The 21,050-nt window shown below is 68.3% G+C and carries 25 protein-coding genes; 12 read left to right on the top strand and 13 right to left on the bottom strand.

Annotated features, from left to right (window positions below; genetic code table 11):
* Window positions 1–187: 187 nt before the first annotated feature.
* The gene (locus AC5RT8_RS03710; RefSeq protein ID WP_494094340.1) at window positions 188–376 is read right to left on the bottom strand and encodes a hypothetical protein; all 189 of its coding nucleotides are present in this window, start codon (window positions 374–376) and stop codon (window positions 188–190) included.
* A gap of 68 nt (window positions 377–444) precedes the next feature.
* Between AC5RT8_RS03710 and AC5RT8_RS03705 the strand changes: the two genes are divergently transcribed.
* The 4 genes from AC5RT8_RS03705 (at window position 445) to AC5RT8_RS03690 (ending at window position 4,109) form a co-directional block, all read left to right on the top strand.
* Entirely contained in the window at window positions 445–1,257 is an 813-nt protein-coding gene (locus AC5RT8_RS03705; RefSeq protein ID WP_494094339.1) for a ribose-phosphate diphosphokinase, read from the top strand.
* Window positions 1,258–1,282: 25 nt separating this feature from the next.
* Window positions 1,283–2,830 (top strand): nicotinate phosphoribosyltransferase, encoded by a 1,548-nt coding sequence (locus AC5RT8_RS03700; RefSeq protein WP_494094338.1) that lies wholly within the window; start codon window positions 1,283–1,285, stop codon window positions 2,828–2,830.
* Window positions 2,827–3,471, top strand: coding sequence for a hypothetical protein (locus AC5RT8_RS03695; RefSeq protein WP_494094337.1), 645 nt, complete (start codon window positions 2,827–2,829; stop codon window positions 3,469–3,471). The genes AC5RT8_RS03700 and AC5RT8_RS03695 overlap by 4 nt, the downstream gene beginning before the upstream one ends.
* An 83-nt stretch (window positions 3,472–3,554) precedes the next feature.
* A complete protein-coding gene (locus AC5RT8_RS03690) occupies window positions 3,555–4,109 on the top strand; it encodes a DivIVA domain-containing protein (RefSeq protein WP_494094336.1) in 555 nt (184 codons plus the stop codon).
* 15 nt (window positions 4,110–4,124) lie between these two features.
* Here AC5RT8_RS03690 and AC5RT8_RS03685 read toward each other — a convergent pair whose 3' ends face one another.
* The 4 genes from AC5RT8_RS03685 to AC5RT8_RS03670 all read right to left on the bottom strand — a co-directional run bounded on the left by AC5RT8_RS03685 (window position 4,125) and on the right by AC5RT8_RS03670 (window position 7,004).
* The gene (locus AC5RT8_RS03685) at window positions 4,125–4,694 is read right to left on the bottom strand and encodes a DUF1697 domain-containing protein (RefSeq protein ID WP_494094335.1); all 570 of its coding nucleotides are present in this window, start codon (window positions 4,692–4,694) and stop codon (window positions 4,125–4,127) included.
* Window positions 4,691–5,473, bottom strand: coding sequence for an alpha/beta fold hydrolase (locus tag AC5RT8_RS03680; RefSeq protein ID WP_494094334.1), 783 nt, complete (start codon window positions 5,471–5,473; stop codon window positions 4,691–4,693). The genes AC5RT8_RS03685 and AC5RT8_RS03680 overlap by 4 nt, the downstream gene beginning before the upstream one ends.
* A gap of 145 nt (window positions 5,474–5,618) precedes the next feature.
* Window positions 5,619–6,452, bottom strand: coding sequence for an SDR family oxidoreductase (locus AC5RT8_RS03675; protein WP_494094333.1), 834 nt, complete (start codon window positions 6,450–6,452; stop codon window positions 5,619–5,621).
* Window positions 6,453–6,578: 126 nt separating this feature from the next.
* Window positions 6,579–7,004, bottom strand: coding sequence for a VOC family protein (locus tag AC5RT8_RS03670; RefSeq protein ID WP_494094332.1), 426 nt, complete (start codon window positions 7,002–7,004; stop codon window positions 6,579–6,581).
* Between the two features lie 101 nt (window positions 7,005–7,105).
* On the opposite strand from AC5RT8_RS03670, the gene AC5RT8_RS03665 reads away from it, so the two are divergent.
* Together AC5RT8_RS03665 and AC5RT8_RS03660 are read left to right on the top strand one after the other, a co-directional pair.
* The gene (locus tag AC5RT8_RS03665) at window positions 7,106–8,101 is read left to right on the top strand and encodes a helix-turn-helix transcriptional regulator (RefSeq protein WP_494094331.1); all 996 of its coding nucleotides are present in this window, start codon (window positions 7,106–7,108) and stop codon (window positions 8,099–8,101) included.
* Window positions 8,102–8,219: 118 nt separating this feature from the next.
* Entirely contained in the window at window positions 8,220–9,620 is a 1,401-nt protein-coding gene (locus AC5RT8_RS03660; protein ID WP_494094535.1) for a CoA transferase, read from the top strand.
* Window positions 9,621–9,636: 16 nt separating this feature from the next.
* Here AC5RT8_RS03660 and AC5RT8_RS03655 read toward each other — a convergent pair whose 3' ends face one another.
* A complete protein-coding gene (locus AC5RT8_RS03655) occupies window positions 9,637–10,203 on the bottom strand; it encodes an MOSC domain-containing protein (protein WP_494094330.1) in 567 nt (188 codons plus the stop codon).
* Between the two features lie 122 nt (window positions 10,204–10,325).
* Between AC5RT8_RS03655 and AC5RT8_RS03650 the strand changes: the two genes are divergently transcribed.
* Window positions 10,326–11,015: a M15 family metallopeptidase gene (locus tag AC5RT8_RS03650; RefSeq protein WP_494094329.1), complete on the top strand. Its 690-nt coding sequence runs from the start codon at window positions 10,326–10,328 to the stop codon at window positions 11,013–11,015.
* Window positions 11,016–11,035: 20 nt separating this feature from the next.
* Here AC5RT8_RS03650 and arfB read toward each other — a convergent pair whose 3' ends face one another.
* From arfB to AC5RT8_RS03625, 5 genes are all read right to left on the bottom strand, one after another.
* Window positions 11,036–11,458: an alternative ribosome rescue aminoacyl-tRNA hydrolase ArfB gene (arfB, locus tag AC5RT8_RS03645; protein ID WP_494094328.1), complete on the bottom strand. Its 423-nt coding sequence runs from the start codon at window positions 11,456–11,458 to the stop codon at window positions 11,036–11,038.
* A 53-nt stretch (window positions 11,459–11,511) separates the two neighbouring features.
* On the bottom strand, window positions 11,512–12,819 hold the full coding sequence (locus tag AC5RT8_RS03640; protein WP_494094327.1) for a Y-family DNA polymerase: 1,308 nt from the start codon (window positions 12,817–12,819) through the stop codon (window positions 11,512–11,514).
* Window positions 12,812–13,234: a LexA family protein gene (locus AC5RT8_RS03635; RefSeq protein WP_494094326.1), complete on the bottom strand. Its 423-nt coding sequence runs from the start codon at window positions 13,232–13,234 to the stop codon at window positions 12,812–12,814. The genes AC5RT8_RS03640 and AC5RT8_RS03635 overlap by 8 nt, the downstream gene beginning before the upstream one ends.
* Before the next feature lie 249 nt (window positions 13,235–13,483).
* A complete protein-coding gene (locus tag AC5RT8_RS03630; protein ID WP_494094325.1) occupies window positions 13,484–13,957 on the bottom strand; it encodes a TM2 domain-containing protein in 474 nt (157 codons plus the stop codon).
* Window positions 13,958–14,043: 86 nt separating this feature from the next.
* A complete protein-coding gene (locus tag AC5RT8_RS03625; RefSeq protein ID WP_494094324.1) occupies window positions 14,044–15,033 on the bottom strand; it encodes an NAD-dependent epimerase/dehydratase family protein in 990 nt (329 codons plus the stop codon).
* A 111-nt stretch (window positions 15,034–15,144) separates the two neighbouring features.
* Here AC5RT8_RS03625 and AC5RT8_RS03620 point away from each other — a divergent pair, with 111 nt between their 5' ends.
* From AC5RT8_RS03620 to AC5RT8_RS03610, 3 genes are read left to right on the top strand one after another with little or no spacing between them, the layout of a single operon-like run.
* Complete coding sequence (locus AC5RT8_RS03620; protein WP_494094323.1) at window positions 15,145–15,990, top strand: aldo/keto reductase; 846 nt, start codon at window positions 15,145–15,147, stop codon at window positions 15,988–15,990.
* 22 nt (window positions 15,991–16,012) lie between these two features.
* Window positions 16,013–16,357: a hypothetical protein gene (locus AC5RT8_RS03615; RefSeq protein WP_494094322.1), complete on the top strand. Its 345-nt coding sequence runs from the start codon at window positions 16,013–16,015 to the stop codon at window positions 16,355–16,357.
* A gap of 48 nt (window positions 16,358–16,405) precedes the next feature.
* Window positions 16,406–17,272, top strand: coding sequence for an NmrA/HSCARG family protein (locus AC5RT8_RS03610; protein WP_494094321.1), 867 nt, complete (start codon window positions 16,406–16,408; stop codon window positions 17,270–17,272).
* A gap of 2 nt (window positions 17,273–17,274) precedes the next feature.
* On the opposite strand, the gene AC5RT8_RS03605 is transcribed toward AC5RT8_RS03610, so the two are convergent.
* Window positions 17,275–17,604 carry a hypothetical protein gene (locus AC5RT8_RS03605; protein WP_494094320.1) on the bottom strand — a complete coding sequence of 110 codons (330 nt, stop codon included), beginning with the start codon at window positions 17,602–17,604 and terminating at the stop codon, window positions 17,275–17,277.
* A 91-nt stretch (window positions 17,605–17,695) separates the two neighbouring features.
* Here AC5RT8_RS03605 and AC5RT8_RS03600 point away from each other — a divergent pair, with 91 nt between their 5' ends.
* Entirely contained in the window at window positions 17,696–18,400 is a 705-nt protein-coding gene (locus AC5RT8_RS03600; RefSeq protein WP_494094319.1) for an SOS response-associated peptidase, read from the top strand.
* A gap of 81 nt (window positions 18,401–18,481) precedes the next feature.
* Window positions 18,482–20,035, top strand: a complete 1,554-nt coding sequence (locus AC5RT8_RS03595; RefSeq protein WP_494094318.1) for an FAD-binding oxidoreductase — start codon at window positions 18,482–18,484, stop codon at window positions 20,033–20,035.
* A gap of 11 nt (window positions 20,036–20,046) precedes the next feature.
* Here AC5RT8_RS03595 and AC5RT8_RS03590 read toward each other — a convergent pair whose 3' ends face one another.
* On the bottom strand, window positions 20,047–21,021 hold the full coding sequence (locus tag AC5RT8_RS03590; RefSeq protein WP_494094317.1) for an aldo/keto reductase: 975 nt from the start codon (window positions 21,019–21,021) through the stop codon (window positions 20,047–20,049).
* Window positions 21,022–21,050 lie beyond the last annotated feature (29 nt).

Here is a 21,050-nt window from a genome sequence, read left to right as displayed (position 1 = left end):
CCCACAGGTTCCAGAACAGGTAGTAGCCGGCGTTGAGAAAAGTCCAACTACGTTGGAACTCGGACTCCTCCACGAGCGCGGAAAATTCCGCGAGAGAAGGGGGCCAACTGGGTCGAATAGCCCAGATAGATCGGGATCTCACAGTGGCCGCAGCGGGCCTTCGGGCCTGCTGCGGCGGCAGCGCTCTTTAAGGCACGCGGAGAAGCAGGAAGTCGGTGCCGGTAATGATGAGGACGGCACCGACGACGCCCGGGAGGGCGAGGGTTTCTTGGCCGATGGTGAGTTCGATGAGACAGCCCGGCTCAAGAACGGCGGACACTCCCTGCAGGCAGCCCAGGCACTGAACCACAGCACTGCCTGGGCTGCCGTCCGTCATTATTCGTAATAATACGTTTATTTCCCCAATAAACTTCCACTGACGAAAAACCTGTGTAGGCTGGCAGCATGTTCACCGCATACGCCACCGTCCCGCAGGGATACACCGTCCATTCGGCAGCAACGCCCATGACCTTCCCGGCCGGGGAGGCCCACCTCAAGGTCGCCGGCACCGATGAGACCCCGCTGTACTTCTACCTCACCGGCGCCGACGCCAACGAGTACATGAGTGCCGCCATGTGGATCGACTACGCCCACCAGGGCGGCCATAAGGTCACGGCCCTCATCCCGTACCTGCCCGGCGCCCGGCAGGACCGCGGCAATCCCTTTGGTGCCAAGGTCTATGCCAACCTCATCAACGCCATGAACGCAGACGACGTGGTCTGCTTCGACCCCCACTCGCCCGTCATGCCGGCCCTGGTCCGCAACCTGCGCGTCGTGGATTCTTCCGCCGTGATCGCCCAGGTCCTGCGGCACAGGGCGGGGGAGTATGCCGGCGTCATCTGCCCCGACGCCGGAGCAAAGGACCGCACCGCCCGCACCGCCGCCGCCCTCGGACTTCCGCTCTACTCCGCAGAGAAGCACCGGGACTTCGCCACCGGCAAGCTGTCCGGGTTCACCTGCGAGGATCTGCCCGACGAAGGCCGCTTCCTGGTGGTCGACGACATCTGCGACGGCGGAGGCACCTTCATGGGCCTGGCCGCCGCCACCGGTCTTGGACCGGACCGCTTGGACCTGTGGGTCAGCCACGGAGTGTTCTCCGGCAAGGCAGCCCAGCTGCGGCAGGCCTACGGCTCCATTTACACCACTGATTCACACCCCGGCGCCGCCAACCCGGACGTCGCCGCTTCCATTACGCCCCTCATCTCCCACCTCATCTGATTCCGTCTCAAGCTAAGGATCCGCCATGACCGCAACAGCAGCACCGACCGCCCTGACCACCGCCAGCGTCACCGCAGCCCTCTTCCAGACGGACGCGTACAAGCTCGGCCACATCCACATGTATCCCCGGGGCACCACAAAGGTCCTCTCCAACTTCACCAACCGCGGCTCCCGGATCGAGGGCGTGGACTCCGTGGTGCACTTCGGGCTGCAGGCCTTCCTGCAGAAGTTCTGCATCGAAGCCTTCGCCCCGTTCTTCGCCGCTGACGAAGACGACGCCGGTGCCGAATACCAGGCCGGCCTCAACGACATCCTGGGACCCAACACCGTGGGCACCGACCACATCAGGGCCCTGCACCGCCGCGGCTACCTGCCGCTGATCTTCCGCGCCGTGCCCGAGGGAACCCGGGTGCCCCTGCGGGTACCGTCCGTCACCGTGGAATCCACCGAGCCGGAGTTCTTCTGGCTGGTCAACTACATCGAGACCGCCCTCAGCGCCTCCATCTGGCAGCCCTCCACCGCGGCGACCATCGCCGACAAGTACCGCGGCATCCTGGACGCCGCCGCAGCGAAGACCGGCACGGACGCCGGTTATGTGGACTGGCAGCTCCACGACTTCTCCTTCCGCGGCATGCCCGGGGTCGAAGCCGCAGCCGCGTCCGGCGCCGGCCACCTGCTCTCCTTCAAGGGCTCGGACTCCCTCGGCTCGGCCGACTTCATCCGGCGCTACTACAACTCGTCCTTCGGCGCGGACAACGGCCAGATTCTCGGCTCGATCCCCGCCAGCGAGCACGCCGTGATGTGCGCCGGCGGGCAGGACGGAGAAGCGGAAACCTTCCGGCACATCCTGGCGGCCAACCCCACCGGAAACATCTCGCTGGTGTCCGACGGCTACGACCTGTGGCACGTCATCCAGGGCATCCTGCCCGGGCTCAAGGACATCATCACCTCCCGTGACGGCAACGTCGTCATCCGGCCCGACTCCGGAGACCCGGCCGACATTGTCTGCGGCACCTCCACCCGGCCCGGCGCCGTCGTTCCCGCTACGGCACCGACCATGGCCGAGGATCCCGCTTTCTTCGGCGTCGTCGCCCTCCTGGATGCCGAGTTCGGCTCCACCCGCAACAGCGCCGGCTACAAGGTCCTGGACAGCGTGCGCGTGATGTATGGGGACTCGATCACCCCCGAGCGCGCCGCAGACATCACCGCGCGCCTGGAGCAGAAGGGCTACGCCTCGGAGAACGTGGTGCTCGGTGCCGGGTCCTTCACGTACCAGTACGTCACCCGGGACACGTTCTCATCGGCCATCAAGGTCACCTACATCGAGGTCGACGGCCAGCCCCGCAACGTGTTCAAGGATCCGATCACGGCCAAGGGCTTCGGTTCCAAGCGTTCCGCGACCGGCCGCCTGGCGGTCACCCGCAACGACGACGGCGAACTGGACCTCATCGAAAAGGCCACCCCGGAGGAGGAAGAGGCATCCCTGCTGCAGCCCGTCTGGGCCAACGGCGGGTTCCTCCGCCGCCAATCCTTCGCGGACGTCCGCGCGGTGCTCGGTAACATCGCTTCATGAGCATTGAACGCGAACAACCCCTCGTCTCGATCGATACCGTGCCCTTCATCGGAAGGGACGGGGGGCTGTGCGTGGTGACCGCGGAGCGGGCCAATGACCCCTTCGCCGGCGTGCAGGCGCTCCCCGGGGTCCTCCTGCTTCCCGCCGAACGGCTGTCCGAGGCCGCCCTGCGGGCATTGACGGTGAAAACCGGAGCAGGCCAGGACGACGTGGAACATATTGCCACGGCCGGCGTGTACGACAACCCGGACCGGGATCCACGCGGGCCGACCATCTCGATTGTCCACACCGCCGTCCTGCGGCCGGAGGCCGGGCTCGATGAAACGCGGGTGAAGGTGGTGCCGGTGGAGCGGGTATCCGGACTGCCGTTCGACCACGACGCGATCATCCGCCGCACCGCCGGGACTGTGCTCGATGCGCTCTGGATCGACTCGGCACTGACGAAAGCCCTGCTGGGGAAGCACTTCACCACCGCCCAGGCCGCGCGGATGAGCCGCAGCCTGGCTGCGGCAGCCGGACGGGACGAACCCGACTCGTCCAACCTGGGCAGGATGCTGGCCCGCAATCCGGCATTGTCCAAGTCAGGGGAGGCAGTGGCTGCGGGCCGCGGCCGCCCGGCAGCGGGATGGTCCTGGAATTAAACCGTCGGGTCATGGTCTTTATTCGGCAACTGCATTGCGGTTAGGATTCTTTCCGCAATCCTTTCCGCAGCGTATCAACTACATTGAAAGCCGGGCCGAACATGTTTTTGGGACAAATTCCAGCAAAGTATTACGGCTCCGGTGGAGGCGAGCTCGACTGGAAATTCCTGCTGGCCATGTTTGCGGCGATCGTGCTTCTCCAGGTGTGCTCTAGGATATTCCGGCGAAAAAGGGCATCCGCCAAACCATCCGGAATACCCCTCACCGCAGCTGATGTCGCCGCTAAACTGTTCCAGCCCACCAAGTTCCAGGAAGGCTATGACCAGAAGCAGGTGGATAAGCTCCTTGAGCAAACGGGCCGGGAATTCGAGCGGCTCGACCAGGAACGGCTTCAGTTGCAGCAGGCCGTTCCCCTGGGACGGATGGTTCCCCGCACCCCTGCGGTTCTCACCCCCGAACAGGTGATGAATTCGAGGTTTGAACCAACGAAATTCCGCGCCGGTTATTCGCAGGGCGAGGTAGACGGCTTCCTGAAAGACCTTGCCGCGGGTCTTCGGCAGCGGGCTGCTGAAAACGATCAGCTTCGGACGCAGGCTTCCGGGGAAACACCCCAGTACGGAACATCGACGATGAACTAACGCGGTCCCGGCGAATCACTCGGGCAGCAGGTCCCACAGCTTCCGCGTGGTGTTCCAACTGCGGATGGTCATCGACTTGTACAGCGGGGAAGCAGTCACGGCATTCAACCGGCTCTTGGTCAGTTGGGCGCTGAGCCGCTGCGAGTAGATCACGCCCTCACCCGCCCAGACCGAGTCGACGCCTTCCCGCGGGCGAAAGGCTTCCAGGGCAGTGTCGGCATCGATGTCCATGAGGAAGATCGCATCCGAGTGATAGAGGTCCGGCCGCTCACCGAAATTCTCCGGCCGGTGCTCGACGACGGCCTGCAGCTGCGCGCGGTCCAGCACCAGGACCTTAACGAGCTCGTCATCGAGGGCGAAATGGTCAACCAGGGCCGCTTCGATCCGGCGGCCGACCGAGGCGGCGTCGTCGTTCGATGCCAGGAAGACATTGCCGCTCGCGATGTAGGTGGACACCTGCGCAAAGCCGAGGTCCTCCAGCCGCCCCCTCAACGCCTTCATCGGCACCTTGTTGCGGCCGCCGACGTTGATGCCGCGCAGGAGGGCCAGGTAGGAAGACATGTCGCCGCCGGGACTGTCCGTCACTGCACGGGGATGCGGCGCCGGATCTCCCGGACGGTGCCGCCCGGATCGGGGGAGTGGTCGTGAGACTCCGGCACGGTCACCAGCACAGCCTGGGGCATCAGCTTGGCCAGCTTCTCGGTAGCGTCCATAAGCACCGGGTAGGTGGTGGCCCCGCGCAGGATCGTGACGGGCACCGAAACCTCCGCCATCGCCGTCGTCGGAGTGGATACCGCCTGCGAAAGGAGTGCGTCATAGACGGCGGACTGGGCCAACGGCAGCAGGGACGGGAAAAACGGGCTGGTCCGCATGTGTTCGATCATCGAATCAGGCAGGCCGATGCCTTCCCGCTGGAAGGTGGTGACGGCATCGGCCGGGTTGCCTGAATCTACCAGCGACTGGAGCCTCTCCGGAAGATCCGCTGACGGTTCCCCCTCGCCGAAGAGGAACGGCGGTTCGGACAGGAACAGGTGGCTGATCGGTGCTCCTTCCGCCGCAGCCAGCAGGGCCAGCATGGCCCCGGAGGAATGCCCCAGGACGGCCGCGTCCCCGCCGACGGCGTCCAGGACCGCCGCGAGGTCCTCCACCTCCCGCTGCGGGGAGTAGGGTGCGGTGTCGCTGCTTTCCCCGCGGGCGCGGCGGTCCACGGTCACCGCCGAGAAGCCGGCGGCGCTTAGGGCATCGGCCAGGGATGCCCCGGCGTCGGCAGTGGAAAAGGCCCCGCCGACAATGACCACCGGCATGCCGTGGCCGGTCTGCTCAAAGGCGATGCGGGTGCCGTCTGCGGAGGTCGCGTACAACATGTCCCAGATTCGACCACACCGCCGTGCCCCCGGCAATTGGTGGTTCCGGATTCGGTCCGGATTTTCTCCAAACCCTCGTGGTGCCCTCCCCCGGAAGCCCGCGGAACCGCCCCTGGTGAGCGCCAGGGGCGGCAGCGGAAGACGGCTAGCCGGCCACCCGGGCCCGCTGTCCGCTGGCGACGGCGCCCACCACGCCGCCGTCGACGAGCAGGTCCGTTCCGGTCATGAAGCTGGAATCCGGTCCGAGCAGGAAGGCTGCCGCATTGGCGATATCGGCCGGGGTGCCCACCCGCTTGGTTCCCGAGCCCTCGATCATGGCGCGCATCTGGGCACCGGATTCGCCGGCAAGTTCCTGCTGGCCCATCGGCGTGGATATGACGCCGGGGCTGATCGTGTTGACCCGTGCACCGCGCCCGCCCCAGCGCACGCTGGCAGCCTGGACGCGGACCTGGTTGGCGCGCTTGGCCACACTGTAGGCATAGCCGGGGTTGTCGATTCCGGCTACGAAGGGGATCAGCAGCAGATCGTCGGCAGGCTTGGCGGCGAGGTCGGCGAGCACATCGGCGGGGATATCCGCGCCCCCGAGATACGCGGCCATGCTCGATATGACGATGCCGGAACCGCCCTCGGCGATGACCTTCTCGAATTCTTCGAGAACCAGGGCCACTCCGACCAGGTCCACGTTCCAGATGGCCGCGACCGGCGCCTGGACCGGGGAGAGGCCTGCAGTATGGACCACACCGGTCACCGTCCCCAACTCGCGCGCCGTTGCGGCGAGGGCGGCAACGGAGTCGCGGGAGGAGACATCCACGGTGCGGGAGACGACGTCGTATCCGTCACCCATGGCTGCGGCGGTAACGCTCTCCAGCAGTTCCTCGTTGAAATCGGCGAGCAGCACCTTCCGGCCTGCACCCGAGCGGCGCAGGACAGCCTGTCCCATGCCGCCCATGCCGATGATTACCAGTACTTCCGAAGCCATGATGCTCCTTCATCCAAGGGTCTCCGGCGGGAATTGCCGGAGGTGTTCATCCGACAATAGCCGCTGGCCCGGCACTTGCGGAGCGGGGATTCCGGCGGCGGACGGTGGTCCGCCGCCGGAGTCAGGTCACGCCGGGTTGTAGGCCACGGCGACGTCGAGCACCCAGGTGATGCCGAAACGGTCCCGCGCCATCCCGTATGCGGGGGAGAAGGCCGAAGGCGCCAGATCTTCCAGGATGGTGGACCCTTCTGCCAGCCGTTGCCAGAGACCGGTGATTTCTTCCGCCGAATCACCGCGGACCGAGACGAAGAAGGGCTTCTCGCCCGGGTGGTAGGACTGACTGGAGGGAACGTCGTAGGCCATGATGGAGAATCCGTTGTCCCCGAGGACCTGCCCGAACTTGACCTGGCCGGCCTCCTCCGGAATCTCGACGCTGTAGGCGTCCTCGTTGGTGACGATGACGAGTTGACCGCCGAAGACCCGGTGGTAGAAGTCCAGCGCGGCGCGGGCGTCGCCGCGGAAGTTCAGGTGGGGCGTGGTGGTGACGGACATGGGAGGCTCCTTCTGCAATGGTCCGGGCGTGTCCCGGCGACACATACTCTTCTCCCCGTAGAGGTCAGGTTCTGGCCGCTATTTCGCCTATCTTGAATCCCATGACCACCACCTCGCGGCTCTTGCTGCTGCTGTCCCTCCTGCAGACACCCCGGGACTGGCCGGGACGGGTCCTGGCCGACCGGCTGGAGACCAGCCCCCGGACGGTACGCCGCGATATCGACCGGCTGCGGGAGATGGGCTACTCCATCTCCGCGCTCAAAGGGCCCGACGGCGGCTACCGCCTGCAGGCCGGTGCCGAGCTGCCGCCGCTGCTCTTCGACGATGACCAGGCGGTGGCGCTCGCCGTTGCCCTGCAGTCCGCGCCGCTGACCGGAACGGACATCGGGGAGGCAGCCCTACGGGCGCTGGCCACGGTCCGGCAGGTGATGCCTTCCCGGCTCCGGCACCGCCTGTCGGGACTGCAGTTCACCGCCCTGCCGGGCCGTCCGGGCGGGACCGGAAACGTTTCATCGGCACTATTGTTGGAACTGTCCGCCGCGGTCCGGTCCCGGCAGGTGCTGCGCTTCGATTACGCACGCACGGAAGGCGGGGACGACGGCGGCCCGCCGCGCCGGGCCGAGCCCCACCATCTGGTGGCCTGGCGCGGCCGCTGGTACCTGGTGGGCTGGGACCTGGACCGGCAGGACTGGCGGATCTTTCGTGCGGACCGGATCACTCCGCGGACTCCCGCCGGGTCCCGGTTCCGGGAGCGGGAACTGCCCGGCGGCAGTGTGCACGACTTCGTGTCCGCCCGGTTCCGGGGTGCCGAACCGGGCGGCAGGTCCGGGTCTGCCTGGCCCTGCCACGGTGCGGTGGTCCTGGACTTGCCGGCGGCCGCGGTTGTCCCGTTTGCCGGCGACGGAACCGTGGAGGCACTGGGACCGGAGCGGTGCCGGCTGGAGGCGGGGGCCTGGTCCTGGCCTGCGCTGGCCGCGTCCTTCGGCAGGTTCGATGCCGGGTTCCGGGTGGAGGGACCGCCCGCACTGGCAGCTGCCTGTGCGCAGCTGGCGGCCCGGTACGGCGCTGCCGCAGCCGACTCCCTTCCCGCAACCTAGCGCCGGAGGGCATACTGCCGGGACAGGCAGGAGCCGAAGGGAGCGTCATGAGTCATCCGGTCCGCCATATTGAGGGGCCCGAAGAAAAGACCCGGCCGGACATCGACGTGTGGACCGCATGCTAGGGCCGCGGCACGGCGACGGCGACGGCGAACCGGTGCGGGCCCTGTGGCGGGACCTGGCCGGCGTGCTGCCGGAGTCCGCCGTGCCGGCACCCTGGTCCGGACCGCGCTGGTGGTGGGCAGGCCCGCTGGATGTGGAAGGCCTGGCACTCGGTTCCCTCCAGGCCCTGGCCACCGCGCTTGCCGCCGGAACCGCCGCCGCTGGGACGTCCCGGGAGCTGGCATTGACTGCCCAAGGAGCGGCCGCGGCGTTTGCCTCGTATGTACATCTGCGGGTGCAGGGCAAGGCGATCGGCGGGTTCGCGCCGCTGTCCGGCTTCCGCCGCACCGCCGACGGCTGGGTCCGCCTGCACGCCAACTATCCGCACCACGAGCGGGCCCTTTTCGCGGCATTGGGCGTTGCGGCACCGGACGCCGTGGACGCCGCCCTGCTGCGGCTGTCCGCCCTGGAGGTGGAGGAACGCGTAGTGGCGGAAGGGGGCGTGGCCGCTGCGGTCCGCAGTCCGGAGGAGTGGGCAGGCTCCGGTGCGGGCCGGGCGCTGCAGGGCGAACCGTGGATCCGGGTGGACACGGCACCGGCTCCGGCGCGGCCGCGCACCGTTGGGGCAGCGCTGTGCGGAGGGCCCGGCGGTGTGCTGGACGGTCTGCGCATCCTGGACCTGACACGGGTGATCGCCGGACCCTCGGGAAGCCGGATACTGGGCGCTCTGGGCGCCGACGTGCTGCGGATCGACCCGCCCGGGATGCCGGAACTGGAAGAGCAGTATCTGGACACGGGCTTTGCGAAGCGCAGCGCCGTAGCCGACCTCGCCGAGCGGGACGCCCACCGGAGGGTGCGCAGCCTCCTGGCCGCGGCCGACGTCGTGCTGCTGGGGTACCGGGGCGGGGCACTGGCCCGCTTCGGCCTGGATGCAGAGGCACTGCGGGCGGATTATCCGGGCCTCGGCGTCGTCAGCTTGGATGCCTGGGGCGATTCCGGGCCCTGGGCGGGCCGGCGGGGCTTCGACAGTATTGTGCAGGCGGCCAGCGGCATCGCCTCCCTGTACGCCGGCGGCGACGGGGACTCCCGCCGGCCGGGAGCACTGCCGGTCCAGGCTCTGGACTACGCCACCGGGGTCGGGACGGCTGCTGCGGCGGTGGCACTCCTGGGTGCCCGGAACCGGGGGATCAGCGGGTCGGCGCATCTTTCGCTGGCGCGGACCGCTCTGGAGCTGCTGCGGCGGCCGGGTCCGCCCTCGGATGCCCGGCCGCTGGAACTGGAACCGGAGCTGCGGAGCTCTCCCAGTGCCTACGGGAAGCTGACGTTCGTGCCCCCGCCGCTGCTGGTCGACGGGAACCAGCTTGAATACGGGTGGCCCCCGCCGCGTTACGGCAGTGCCGGCCTCGTCTGGCAGTGAGTAGCCGGGTGGCCGGTCAGGGAAGCCTGCCGGGCCGCAGCAGGGAGGCCGTACCCGCCCCGGCAGGATCCAGCGGGACCGGGCTGAGGAGCACGGCCGGTCCGCGCTGAAGCGTACCGCTGCTCAGCGGCCGGCAGCGCAGCCCGCCCCGGCCGCGCATCGCCTTGTGGGCTCCGGGAGCCAAAACCCGGTCCATCCACGCACAGGGGTGGGCCTGCCGTCCGCCGTGGAACTCCACCCGGCCCTGCGCGGATTCGAGAACAAAGTCCTGGCCCAGCAAAGGCGACAGCTCGGCGCCGCGGAGCACCACGTTCCGGCGGGCCAGCAGGGGGTCGAACGGATCCGCACCAAGCTCGGCCGCGATGGCTTCCAGCGACTCGACCGCCAACAACGTGACGGCGGCATCCATGTGGGCGGCCTTGCCGAAGAACCGGTCACCGATGATTCCCTTGCCGGCAACCACTTCGGCCGTGTCCGCGTCGGTGGTGGCAACGTCGGCCGGGCCGTCCTTCGCCCGACCGAAGTAGGCGTGCGCGGGGGAGACGAGCAGGTGCAGGATCTCGACGTCGTACGCGTAGCTCATGCCTCCACGCTATCGTCTCCCCTCCGGAGGCCAGGCGCGCCGGTGCCGGGCGGTGCGCTCCGCGTGTGCGAGGATGGCGCCCAGACCGGGCGGACTGCTTGACGAGGGGTGGCGGAGGAACCATGCGGTACCCGTACCTCACGACGTGCGCAACGATGGCCGCATTGCTCTGTGCCTGCTTGGCGGTCTCGCTCGCAGTGTTGGTATACCCGTTCCGGACCCCGGCTGCCGCCGACGCGGCCGGTCCCGGTGCCGGGCCGGCGGAGAGCTCCATCCTCGTGGTCAACAAGACCCGGCCGCTCGCCGCGGGCTATGCCCCGCAGGACCTGGTCGATGCGGGCGGGCTGCTGCTGCGGTCCGAGGCAGCTGCAGCCTATGTCCGCATGGTGGCTGACGCAGCGGCCGACGGCGTTCCCCTGGCCCCGGTCAGCGGCTACCGGTCGCATGAGGAGCAGTCCCGGCTGCACACGTCCTACATTGAGCAGTACGGCCAGGAAGGTGCGGATTCCCTCTCCGCGCGGCCCGGGTACAGCGAGCATGAGACCGGGCTGGCCGTGGACCTGGGAAATCCGGACGGAGCGTGCGCGCTGGAAACCTGCTTCGAGGCAACCGCCGCAGGCGCCTGGGCGGCGGCCAATGCCCACCGCTACGGGTACCTTGTCCGCTATCCGGCCGGGGCAGAACACATCACCGGGTATGCCTACGAGCCGTGGCACCTGCGGTACGTGGGCCCGGAGGCCGCCGGGAACATCTTCGCCTCGGGACTGACCCTGGAGGAATTCCTCGGGCTTCCGGCCGCTCCGGGCTACTGAGCCCGGGGGCAGCTGCGGTGTTAGTCCCGCGGAGGCTTCTGCCGCTGCTGTTTCGTGGCGGATCTTTGCTTCTTGGCATCGAGGCGCCGGTAGTTCGAGCCCCGGGTGGGTTTGGTCCTGCGGCGCTTCGGCGGTTCGGGGGCGAGTCCGCCGGCCACCAGTGCGGCCACCTTGGCGCGGGCGATCTCCCGGTTGCGCAGCTGCGAGCGCTGCTCGGAGGCCGTGACGGTCAGCACGCCGGCCACCAGTCGGCGTTCCAGCCGCCGGAGCAGCAGCATGCCCTGCTCCTCCGAAAGCACCGCCGACCCGGCAACATTCCACAGCAGCTCCACCCTGCTGTCCGAAGTGTTCACATGCTGCCCGCCGGGGCCGGAAGAACGCGAAAACCGCCACTCAAGTTCGGCCGCGGGAATTGTGAGTGCGGGCGATACCACCAAGTCCATCTGTCCAGCGTCGCACGGAAGCGCCCGGTTCGGGCGCAGGGGAGCGAACGTCCTCAGACCGCCTTCACCACCGGCAGCTCGTTCCACTCGGTGGTGTACCGGGGCGAGGAGTACTTGCGGGACATGGTCCACTCCGGTGTGGCTGTTGACATCCCTGCCAGTCCCAGCCCGATGCTGGCCGCCCCGTACTTGTCCGTGACCTTGCCCAGCAGTTCCCCCAGGTTCCGTTTCTCCTGCGCGGAGACGAACCCGTCGAGGAGCGGCTGGGCACCGGCGGACTCCAGTCCGCTGAGCATCACCCCGGCCTTGGTGTACGGCACCCCCTCGACCACCTGGGACTCCAGGGCGCCGACGGCGGCCCGGCTCAGGACCACGGGGTCCGACGTCGGGCTGGGCAGGCGCACGGTCGCGGAGGGGAACGACGCCGCCCGCTCACTGAAGTGCGAGGTGCCCGCGTAAGCGGTCAGCACGCTGGCCTGCTGTCCCTCACGCTCCAGCCGCGCGGCGGCCTGCTGGGCGTAGATGCTCATGACCTGGCGCATCTCGGCGCCGGTGGTCACCGGCGTGGAGAAGCTGCGGGAGAAGATCAGCTGCTTGCGGTCCGCGCGCTCGTCCTCGTGCGGGATGCAGGCGGTGCCGTTGAGCTCCAGCACGGTGCGCTGCAAGGTGACGGAAAACTTCCGGCGGATCAGGGCCGGGTCGGCGGCGCGCAGATCAGCGACGGTGGAGATCCCCATCGCGTCCAGCTTCGTACCCAGCCGGGATCCCACACCCCACAGGCCGGTGACGGGCACCCGGGACATAATCGCCTCCACCGCGGCCGGGTCCATGGTCTCCAGGTTGCAGACCCCCTGCAGGTGCCGGTTCTGCTTGGCAATCCGGTTGGCGAACTTGGCCAGGGTCTTGGTGGTGCCGATCCCCACGCACACCGGCAGTCCGGTGTGACGGGCGACGGCGGTTCGGATGGCGGCACCCTGCGCCTCCAGACCGCGGGGAGTGCCGGCCAGTCCGAGGAAGGACTCGTCGATGGAGTAGACCTCCTGCCACAGGGCGTAGCGGCCCAGCAGCTGCATCACCCGCGAGCTGAGGTCGCCGTAGAGCTCGTAGTTGCTCGAGCGCTGGATCAGGCCCACGTGCGGGGCGGAGTCGGCGAGCTTGAACCACGGCGTGCCGGTCTTGATGCCCAGGGCCTTCGCCTCATCCGAGCGCGCGACCACGCAGCCGTCATTGTTGGAGAGCACCACCACCGGCACTCCCGCCAGTTTCGGGTCGAAGGCGCGCTCGCAGGAAACATAGAAGCTGTTGACGTCGACCAGGGCGATCCGCTGGCTGCCGTTGGACGCCGGGGACGGATCAGACATGGTGCAGGCAGCGGGTCACGACGCCCCACACGGACAGTTCCGACGGCTCCGCCACGACAATGTCCGGATATCCGGGGCTTTCGGCCCGCAGCACGATGCGGTGCCCGTCCAGCAGCAGGCGGCGGACCGTGAGTTCGCCGTCCACCACGGCGACGACGACGGCGCCGTCCCGCGGGGTGAGTGAACGGTCCACAATCAGTTCGTCCCCGGTGCAGATTCCGGTACCGGCCATGGAATCGCCCTCCACCCGCACCACGTAGGTGGAGGTGGGGTCGCGGATCAGGTGCCGGTTCAGGTCAATCCGGCCATCGAAATAGTCGCGGGCAGGACTGGGAAAGCCTGCCGCCGTGGCGGCGTCGGTCTCTGCGGGCGGTGCCGGACGGCGGGACCGGTCCGCTGAAGAGAACACCGCCATGCCGAAGCCTCCCGACGCTCAACCAAACTCTGAACGGAACCCTGATTCGAACCCTGGACCAATCACACGCAGTAGAACAAACGTTCGAATACCCAGCGTAGCACCGCGCTGTTGGATCCCGCCGAAAGGTTCACCATCACGGATGTGTCCGCCGTCAGGTCGTTGGGGTTCTTTTACCTGGTTCTCGGGTGTTTCTTTAGGGCAGGGGCAGCGGGGGAGTTTTTCGGCGGCGGGACGGCACGGAGTGGCCTAAGCCTTGAGCGGTATGCCCCGCGCATCAGTGCGGAAAGGTGCGGCGTTGCAGAGGATCATGATGCCCTCGACGAATCCCCACACGCCGGCGAAGCCTCCGGTGACCAGGGTGGCCGCCACTTGCGCCGCACCGATCCCCGGGTTGCCCAGATAGAAGCGGTGCACGCCGAAAGAGCCGAGGAAAACGCCCAGAAGACCGGCGGCTACCCGGGATTTCTGTGCCGGGTAGCCCTGGTTCGGGTATCCCTGCACATGCTGGTCCGGGTAGTTCTGTCCCTGCTGCTGGTGGTTCGGGTACTGGTTCGGGTACTGGTTCGGGTACTGCTGGTAGGAGGGCTGCTGCGGGGGAACTGTGGGCGCCGGCGCCGGCCGCGGCTCGCTTGACTGCGGGTAGGCGTATTGATCGCCGTCCGCTCCTGAGCGGGACCGCGCGTCATCACCTAGTCCCGCGAACGGGTTGTTTTCTGACATTTTTCCTGCCTTTCCTGTGGCTGGTGCTTGTCACTACAGTCAAACACGGGGGCACAATGGAACTAGTTTCGAAGCGTGGCGGCGGTTCAGGCCCGGGCCGCCAGCCGGTCGCTGAGCTCCATCCAGTCCGTGTCCAGATCCTGCGGATGCCCGTCATGCCAGCGGACAATCTCCAGGGCACCTTCGGAGAACGGAATCACCGCCCGGTACTCCGGCACGAGGGCTTTGATTTTGCCGTTGTCGAAGATGACCGAATGGCTCTTGTCCCCCAGCAGGCCTGGGCCGCGGCCGGGATCGTGGGCGGCAACTGTTTCCGATGCCACATGGACCAGCAGCGGCTCCGGGACGCCGGCGGCCGCCGCCAGGGAGCGGTAGACCGCGTCCCAGGGCAGGAACTCATCGGAGGTGATGGTGTAGCTCTCGCCGACGGCGGCGGGACGGCCCAGCAGTCCCACGAAGGCTTTCGCGAAATCCCGGCTGTGCGTGAGCGTCCACAGCGACGTGCCGTCCCCGTGCACCACCACCGGCAGTCCGGAGCGCATCCGGTGGATGTCCGTCCAGTGTCCTGACAGCGGCACCATTGTCGCGTCGTAGGTGTGGGAGGGGCGCACAATCGTCCCGGGAAAGCCCTCGTTCCGGTAGGCCTGCACCAGGATGTCCTCGCCGCCAATCTTGTCCCGGGAGTACTGCCAGAAGGGGTTGCGCAGTGGCGTGGACTCCCGCACCGGGAGGCTGGCCGGGGGCTTCTGGTAGGCCGAGGCCGAACTGATGAACACATACTGCCCGGTCCGGCCGCGGTACAGCTCCACCGCCGCTGCCACATGCCCGGCCGTGAAGGACAGGAAGTCCGCCACGGCGTCGAACGTCCGGCTCCCCAGGGCGCTGCGCACGGCAGCGGCATCCCGGACGTCGGCGGAGAGGACCTCGACGCCGGCCGGTACCGGGCGCAGGGTGGAAACGCCCCGGTTCAGTACGGTCACCCGGTGCCCCAGGTTGGAAGCGTGCGCGACGGCGGCTGCGCTGATCACGCCGGTGCCGCCGATAAAAAGCAGATCAAGTGCCGCGGGATGCGTCATGGCAGGTTTCCTTAGTTTCCTTGACTGGGGGCGGGCGCCGGGCTTAGGTGGAGGTGCCCGGCTCCGAACTGCACCCAGCCTAGATGACCGCACGGCAGGAAAGGCATCACCATGACAGAGAGTTCCTCCACCCCTGTTCCGGAGCTGACGCTCGGCAATTCCGTGCGGATTCCCCAGCTGGGGTTCGGCGTCTTCCAGGTTCCGGCGGACCGGACGCAGGAAGTGGTCGAAGATGCCCTGGCTGCCGGGTACCGCCACATCGACACCGCCGCCGCCTACCGCAACGAGGCCGGCGTCGGAGCGGCCATCGCGTCGTCGGGCATTCCCAGGTCCGAGATCTTCGTGACCACCAAGCTGCGCAACGGAGACCAGGGGAGGGCGCGGGCCGCGTTCCTGGACAGCCGGCGAGCGCTGAACCTCGACGTCGTCGACCTCTACCTGATCCACTGGCCGGTGCCTTCGCAGGGGATGTTCGTGCAGGCGTGGAAGGAACTCGAGGGGCTGTACCGGGACGGGTATATGCGCGCCATTGGGGTGTCGAACTTCCTTGCCGACCACCTGGATGCCCTGTACGAGCAAAGCCAGGTGCTGCCGGCCGTGAACCAGATCGAGCTGCATCCCGGCTTCCAGCAGGCAGCGCTCGCCGCCGACACCGTGTCCCGCGGCATCGCCGTGGAGGCGTACAGTCCGCTGGGTCAGGGCAGGGAACTGGCGGGGGCGGAAGTGGCCGCACTCGCGGAGAAGTACGCTGCCACTCCGGCGCAGGTGGTGCTGGCCTGGCACCTGGGGTCGGGGCGGATCGTCATTCCCAAATCGGCCGACTCCGCCCGCATGCGGGAGAACTTCGCCGCCGTCGAGATCGACCTGACGCAGGAGGAGCTTGACCTCCTGGACGGGCTGGACGGCGGACGACGGATCGGGGCCGACCCGGCGACGGCGGACTTCAGCCAGCTCTGACCCGGACAGAGGAGGCTGATCGATGGTGCCGTCGCAGAAAGCCCTGGATCTCCTGCACTTAGTCGCAGCCGAGCTGCAGGATCAGGGCCCGCTGACCCTGGGCACCATGTTCCGCAGCCCCGGACTGCGCACGGGGACCAAAATCGTGGCCTTCCTCGGTTCCGGCGACTATCTGATCGTGAAGCTGCCGCAGGCCCGCGCCCGGGAACTCCTTGCCGCCGGGACCGCGGGTCCGGTCACCATGGGCACACGCACCATGCGGGAGTGGATCGAGGTGCCGGCCGGTGCGGACCCTGCAGCCACCGCACGGCGCTGGACGGCCCTGACCCGTGAAGCGCTGGAATATGTGCGCGGCCTTCCGGGTTAGCACGGCAACCAGCTCTTACCGTGCACCACCCTGGAACAGGAGATTGCCGTGAATGATTCAGCCCCCCTGATAGCCGTTGTCGGTGCCACCGGACAGCAAGGCGGCGCCGTTACGGCCGCCCTGCTGGAGCGCGGCGCGCGGATCCGTGCCCTGGTCCGGGACCCCGGCTCACCCCGGGCTGCGGCGCTCGCGGACCGCGGCGTCGAACTGGCTTCCGGCGACCTGGCGGACCCGGACAGCCTTGATGCGTTCCTCAAGGGAGCGGACGCGGCCTATGCAATGGCCACTATGACCGGGCCCGGCGGAACGGAAGAGGAAACCGCCAACGGCATAGCCCTGGCGGACGCGGCCCGGCGGACCGGTCTGCCGCATCTGGTCTACAGTTCCGTCGGCGGAGCCGAACGGCAGTCGGAAGTGCCGCACTTTGAAAGCAAGCGCCGCGTCGAAGAGCACATCGAGGACCTGGGACTGCACGCGACCTTCCTGCGCCCGGTGTTCTTCACGGACAACTTTTCCGGCTTCGGCGTCAGCACGGAGGACGGCGAAGTAGTGGTGCGGATGCCGCTGCCGGACAACGTTCCGCTGCAGATGGTGGCGGTGCACGACGTCGGCCGGGCGGCCGCCGCGATCCTGCTGGGCGGCAGCGGCGTGGAGGGCGGCGCCGTCGAAATCGCGGGGGACGAGCGCAGCGGCCCACAGATCGCCGCCGCCTTCGGTACTGCCGCCGGGCTGCCGGCCCGCTACGAGGCGTTGCCGCTGGAGGCGGTCGCGTCCCAGGACCTGGCGGCAATGTTCCGCTGGTTCGGGCAGACTCCCGCATACCAGGGCGATTTTGAGGCGACCCGGACCCTGCTGGGCGGTGCCCCGCTGGATCTGCCCGCCTGGATCCGGGCCTCGGGCTGGACGGCGGACTGACCTCACTCCGCGTTCCGGGAGGTGCGGTCACCGAGTGTTTCCCTGCGGGAGTTGTTGCTCCGGCGCGTCACCGCAGAGGCCCACACCCAGGTGGCCCGCCGGACCCCGGCGTCCTCCCACAGCACCTGCACCGCCCGGGATGACCAGCTGCACGCCTCGCCCTTGACCCGCTCCGCCGCTCCGGGGAACCGGATCCAGGCCCAGACGGGCACGCCGGGCACCGACGTGGTGACCGGATTGTGCTCGAAGTCCAGCTCTTCCGGGGTAAGGCTGATCGGCTCGGCCCGCCGCGCGTAGCGGGCCGCCAGCCGCTCGACGGCGTCCTGGTTCATACCCTTAACGCTAGAACATATGTTCGAAGAGCGGTAACCGGCCCGGCCGTATCGGAGCCGCTGCCGCAGGGCATGGTGCACAATAGGTGCCATGTGCGGACGCTACGTAATGGCAAGGGCGACGTCGGACCTGGTCTCGGCCTTCGCCGTCGACCAGGCCGTGGGGCCGGATGTGCTGCCGTCCTGGAACGTGGCGCCCACGGACGACGTGCGGATAGTCACCGAACGGTACGCAAATGAAGCCGCCGTCCGGCGGCTGGCGACGGCGAAGTGGGGGCTGGTGCCGGTCTGGGCGAAGGATCCGAAAATCGGATCCCGGATGATCAACGCCCGGCGCGAAACCCTCCTGGAGAAACCGGCATTCCGCAAGGCGGCCGTGAAGCGCCGCGCCCTGGTGCCGGCGGACGGCTACTACGAATGGGAAAAGTCCGCGGACGGCAAAATTCCCACCTATCTGTCCTCCGCCGCGCAGGATCCGCTGGCGTTCGCCGGCCTGTACGAATTCTGGCCCGACCCGGCGCTGCCGGAGGACCATGAACACAAATGGCTGCTGAGCGTCACCATCATCACCACCAAGGCCGCCGACGCCCTGGGGCACATCCACGACCGCACCCCGCTGATCATCCCGCCGGACCTCTACGCGGACTGGCTCGACCCGAAACTCACGGACGGGGCCGACGTCGCCCAACTGCTCGATGCCGTGCCCGAACCCACGCTGACCCCGCGGGTGGTCTCCACCGAGGTGAACTCGGTACGCAACAACGGGCCGCAGCTGATTGAGCCTGCGAGCGCCTGACGCTCCCTGAGGCAGACCCCGTCCGGGACGCGCCGCCGGGAGGTCCGAACAGCAGGCAGCCGCAGGCGTAGGGTGTCCGCCATGGCGGAGATCACACGGAGAAACCTACTCGCAGCAGCCCTTGGGGGAGCAGCGGTGGCCGGCCTCGGTGCATGCGCCGGACCGGCCCCGTCACCACCGGCCACGACTGCTGCATCACCGTCCGGGACAGCCACGGCCTCCGCGGGACCGCCCGACTGGGAAGGCCTGCGTTCCCGTATCCAAGGGCAGCTGTCCCTACCCGGCGACGGCGCCTACCCGGCGGTGCGCCTGGTGGAGAATCCGCGCTTTGACGGCGCCCGGCCACTGGCGGTGCTCTCAGCTGCATCGGCCCAGGACGTGGCGGAGGCCGTCACCTTCGCCACCGCGTCGGGACTGCCGGTTGCCCTGCGGTCGGGAGGACATGGCTATGCCGGTTATTCGAGCGGCGAGGCGGCCCTCGTCGTCGATGTGCGGGGGTTGTCGGAGATCAGCGTCGCCGCCGACGGCGCGGCCACCATCGGTGCCGGAGCCTCGCTCATCCAGGTGTACGAGACGCTGGGCCAGCAGGGCCGTGCCCTCCCGGCCGGGTCCTGCGCAACGGTGGGGATCACCGGCCTGACCCTCGGCGGCGGCGTAGGTGTCCTGACGCGCGCCTTCGGGCTGACCTCGGATGCACTCCGCTCGGTTGACCTGGTGACGGCAGAGGGCGCACGGATGACGGCGAGCGCCCACGAGAACCCGGACCTCCTGTGGGCCTGCCGCGGAGGAGGCGGGCAAGTCGGTGTCGTAACCTCCCTGACGTTCGAGACTGTTCCCGCGCCGACGATCACCACGGCCTTCCTGGAATGGTCCTTCGCTGATGCGGTCCCCGTGATCCTGGCCTGGCAGGCGTGGGCGCCCGGCGCCGACCCCCGGCTCTGGTCGACGTTAAAGCTCCTCAGCGGCGGCCGGCATGCCGCCCCGACCATCCAGCTGACCGCAACGTGGACCGGCCCGTCAGCCGAACTGGAGGCACATATGGCTGCGCTTCATGAGGGGTCCGGTGTCCTGCCGACGGCGAACGCGGTCCAACCGGACCGGCCGTACCTGGACGTCATGTTTTCCTACGCCGGGTGCGCCGGTGCGGCCGTGGCGCAGTGCACCACCGGCGACGGCGGCGTGCTGCAGCGGGAAGCCTTCAGCGCGGCCTCCCACGTACCGAAGGACCTGCTCGACGGGAACGGTGCTGCCGTGCTCGTCGAGAGGTGCATGCTCGGCCAGCAGCTGGCCGGTGCAAGGGAGGTTTCGGTGTCCCTCGACGCGCTCGGCGGAGCCGTGCGGGACGTGCCCGCCGACGCCACGGGTTTCGCCCACAGGGACGCTTACGCCACGGTCCAGTACACCGCCACGTTCGAAGACACTGCGGACCCTGCCCCGTATGACGCCTTCGTCCGGGCATCGCGTGCGGCCATGGAACCGTCGTGGGGCAAGGGCGCGTACTTCAACTACCTCGACCCTTCGATTGCCGATCCAGGCCCCGCGTACTTCGGCGGCAATGCCGGGCGCCTGGCGGAGATCCGCTCATCAGCGGATCCACAGGGATTCTTCGCCCTGCCCGGCTTCACCGCCGCGTAGCCGGGCGCCGGTCACCAGGCATAGTCCTCCGGGGCCGGCGAGTGCCCGGGAAAGATCTCGTCCAGCCGGGCCAGCGTCCGTGCGTCCAGCGTCACGTCCAGTGCCAGGAGGGCTTCATCCAGCTGGTGCTGGGTACGCGGTCCCACCAGCGGAGCCGTGACGGCGGGCTGGTGCAGCAGCCAGGCCAGTGCCAGGACGCCGGGCAGGATGTCCAGTTCCGCTGCCAGATCCTCGTACTGGCGGATCTGCTCCTCGTGCTTCTCCAGCAGGTCCCGCACCCTGCCCTCGGCACGCCGCCCGCCGCCGTCGGCCTCCTTCGCCAGGATCCCGCCCAGCAGCCCGCCCTGCAGCGGCGACCACGGCAGGATGCCCAGCCCGTACTGCTGCGCGGCGGGAAGGACTTCCAGTTCCACGGACCGGTTGATCAGGTTGTAGATGGACTGCTCGCTCACCAGGCCGGAGAAGTTGCGGCGGCGGGCGTTTTCCTGGGCCTGGGCAATATGCCAGCCGGCGAAATTGCTGCTCCCGTTGTAAATGATCTTTCCCTGCGCGACGGCCACTTCCATGGCCTGCCAGATCTCGTCCCAGGGCGTGTTCCGGTCCACGTGATGGAACTGGTACAGGTCGATGTAGTCCGTCTGCAGCCGCTGCAGGCTGGCGTCCAGGGCGCGGCGGATGTTCAGGGCGGAGAGGAACGTGTCATTGGGGCGTTCGCTCATGGAGCCGTAGAGCTTGGTGGCCAGGACCGTGTCTTCACGCCGGCCGCCGCCCTTGGCGAACCACCGGCCGATGATCTGTTCGGTCCAGCCCTTGCGCTCGCCCCAGCCGTACACGTTGGCGGTATCGAAGAAGTTGATGCCGGCGTCCCGGGCGGAGTCCATGATGGCGTGGGCATCCGCCTCCTCCGTTTTCGGGCCGAAGTTCATGGTGCCCAGGCACAGGCGGGACACGGAGAGGCCGGAGCGGCCCAGATGCGTATATTCCATTCGGCCAGTGTGCCCTGCGTTACGTTCCG

It is taken from the genome of Arthrobacter sp. Ms25, from assembly GCF_059090365.1.
This window is presented reverse-complemented; position numbering and strand designations above follow the sequence as displayed.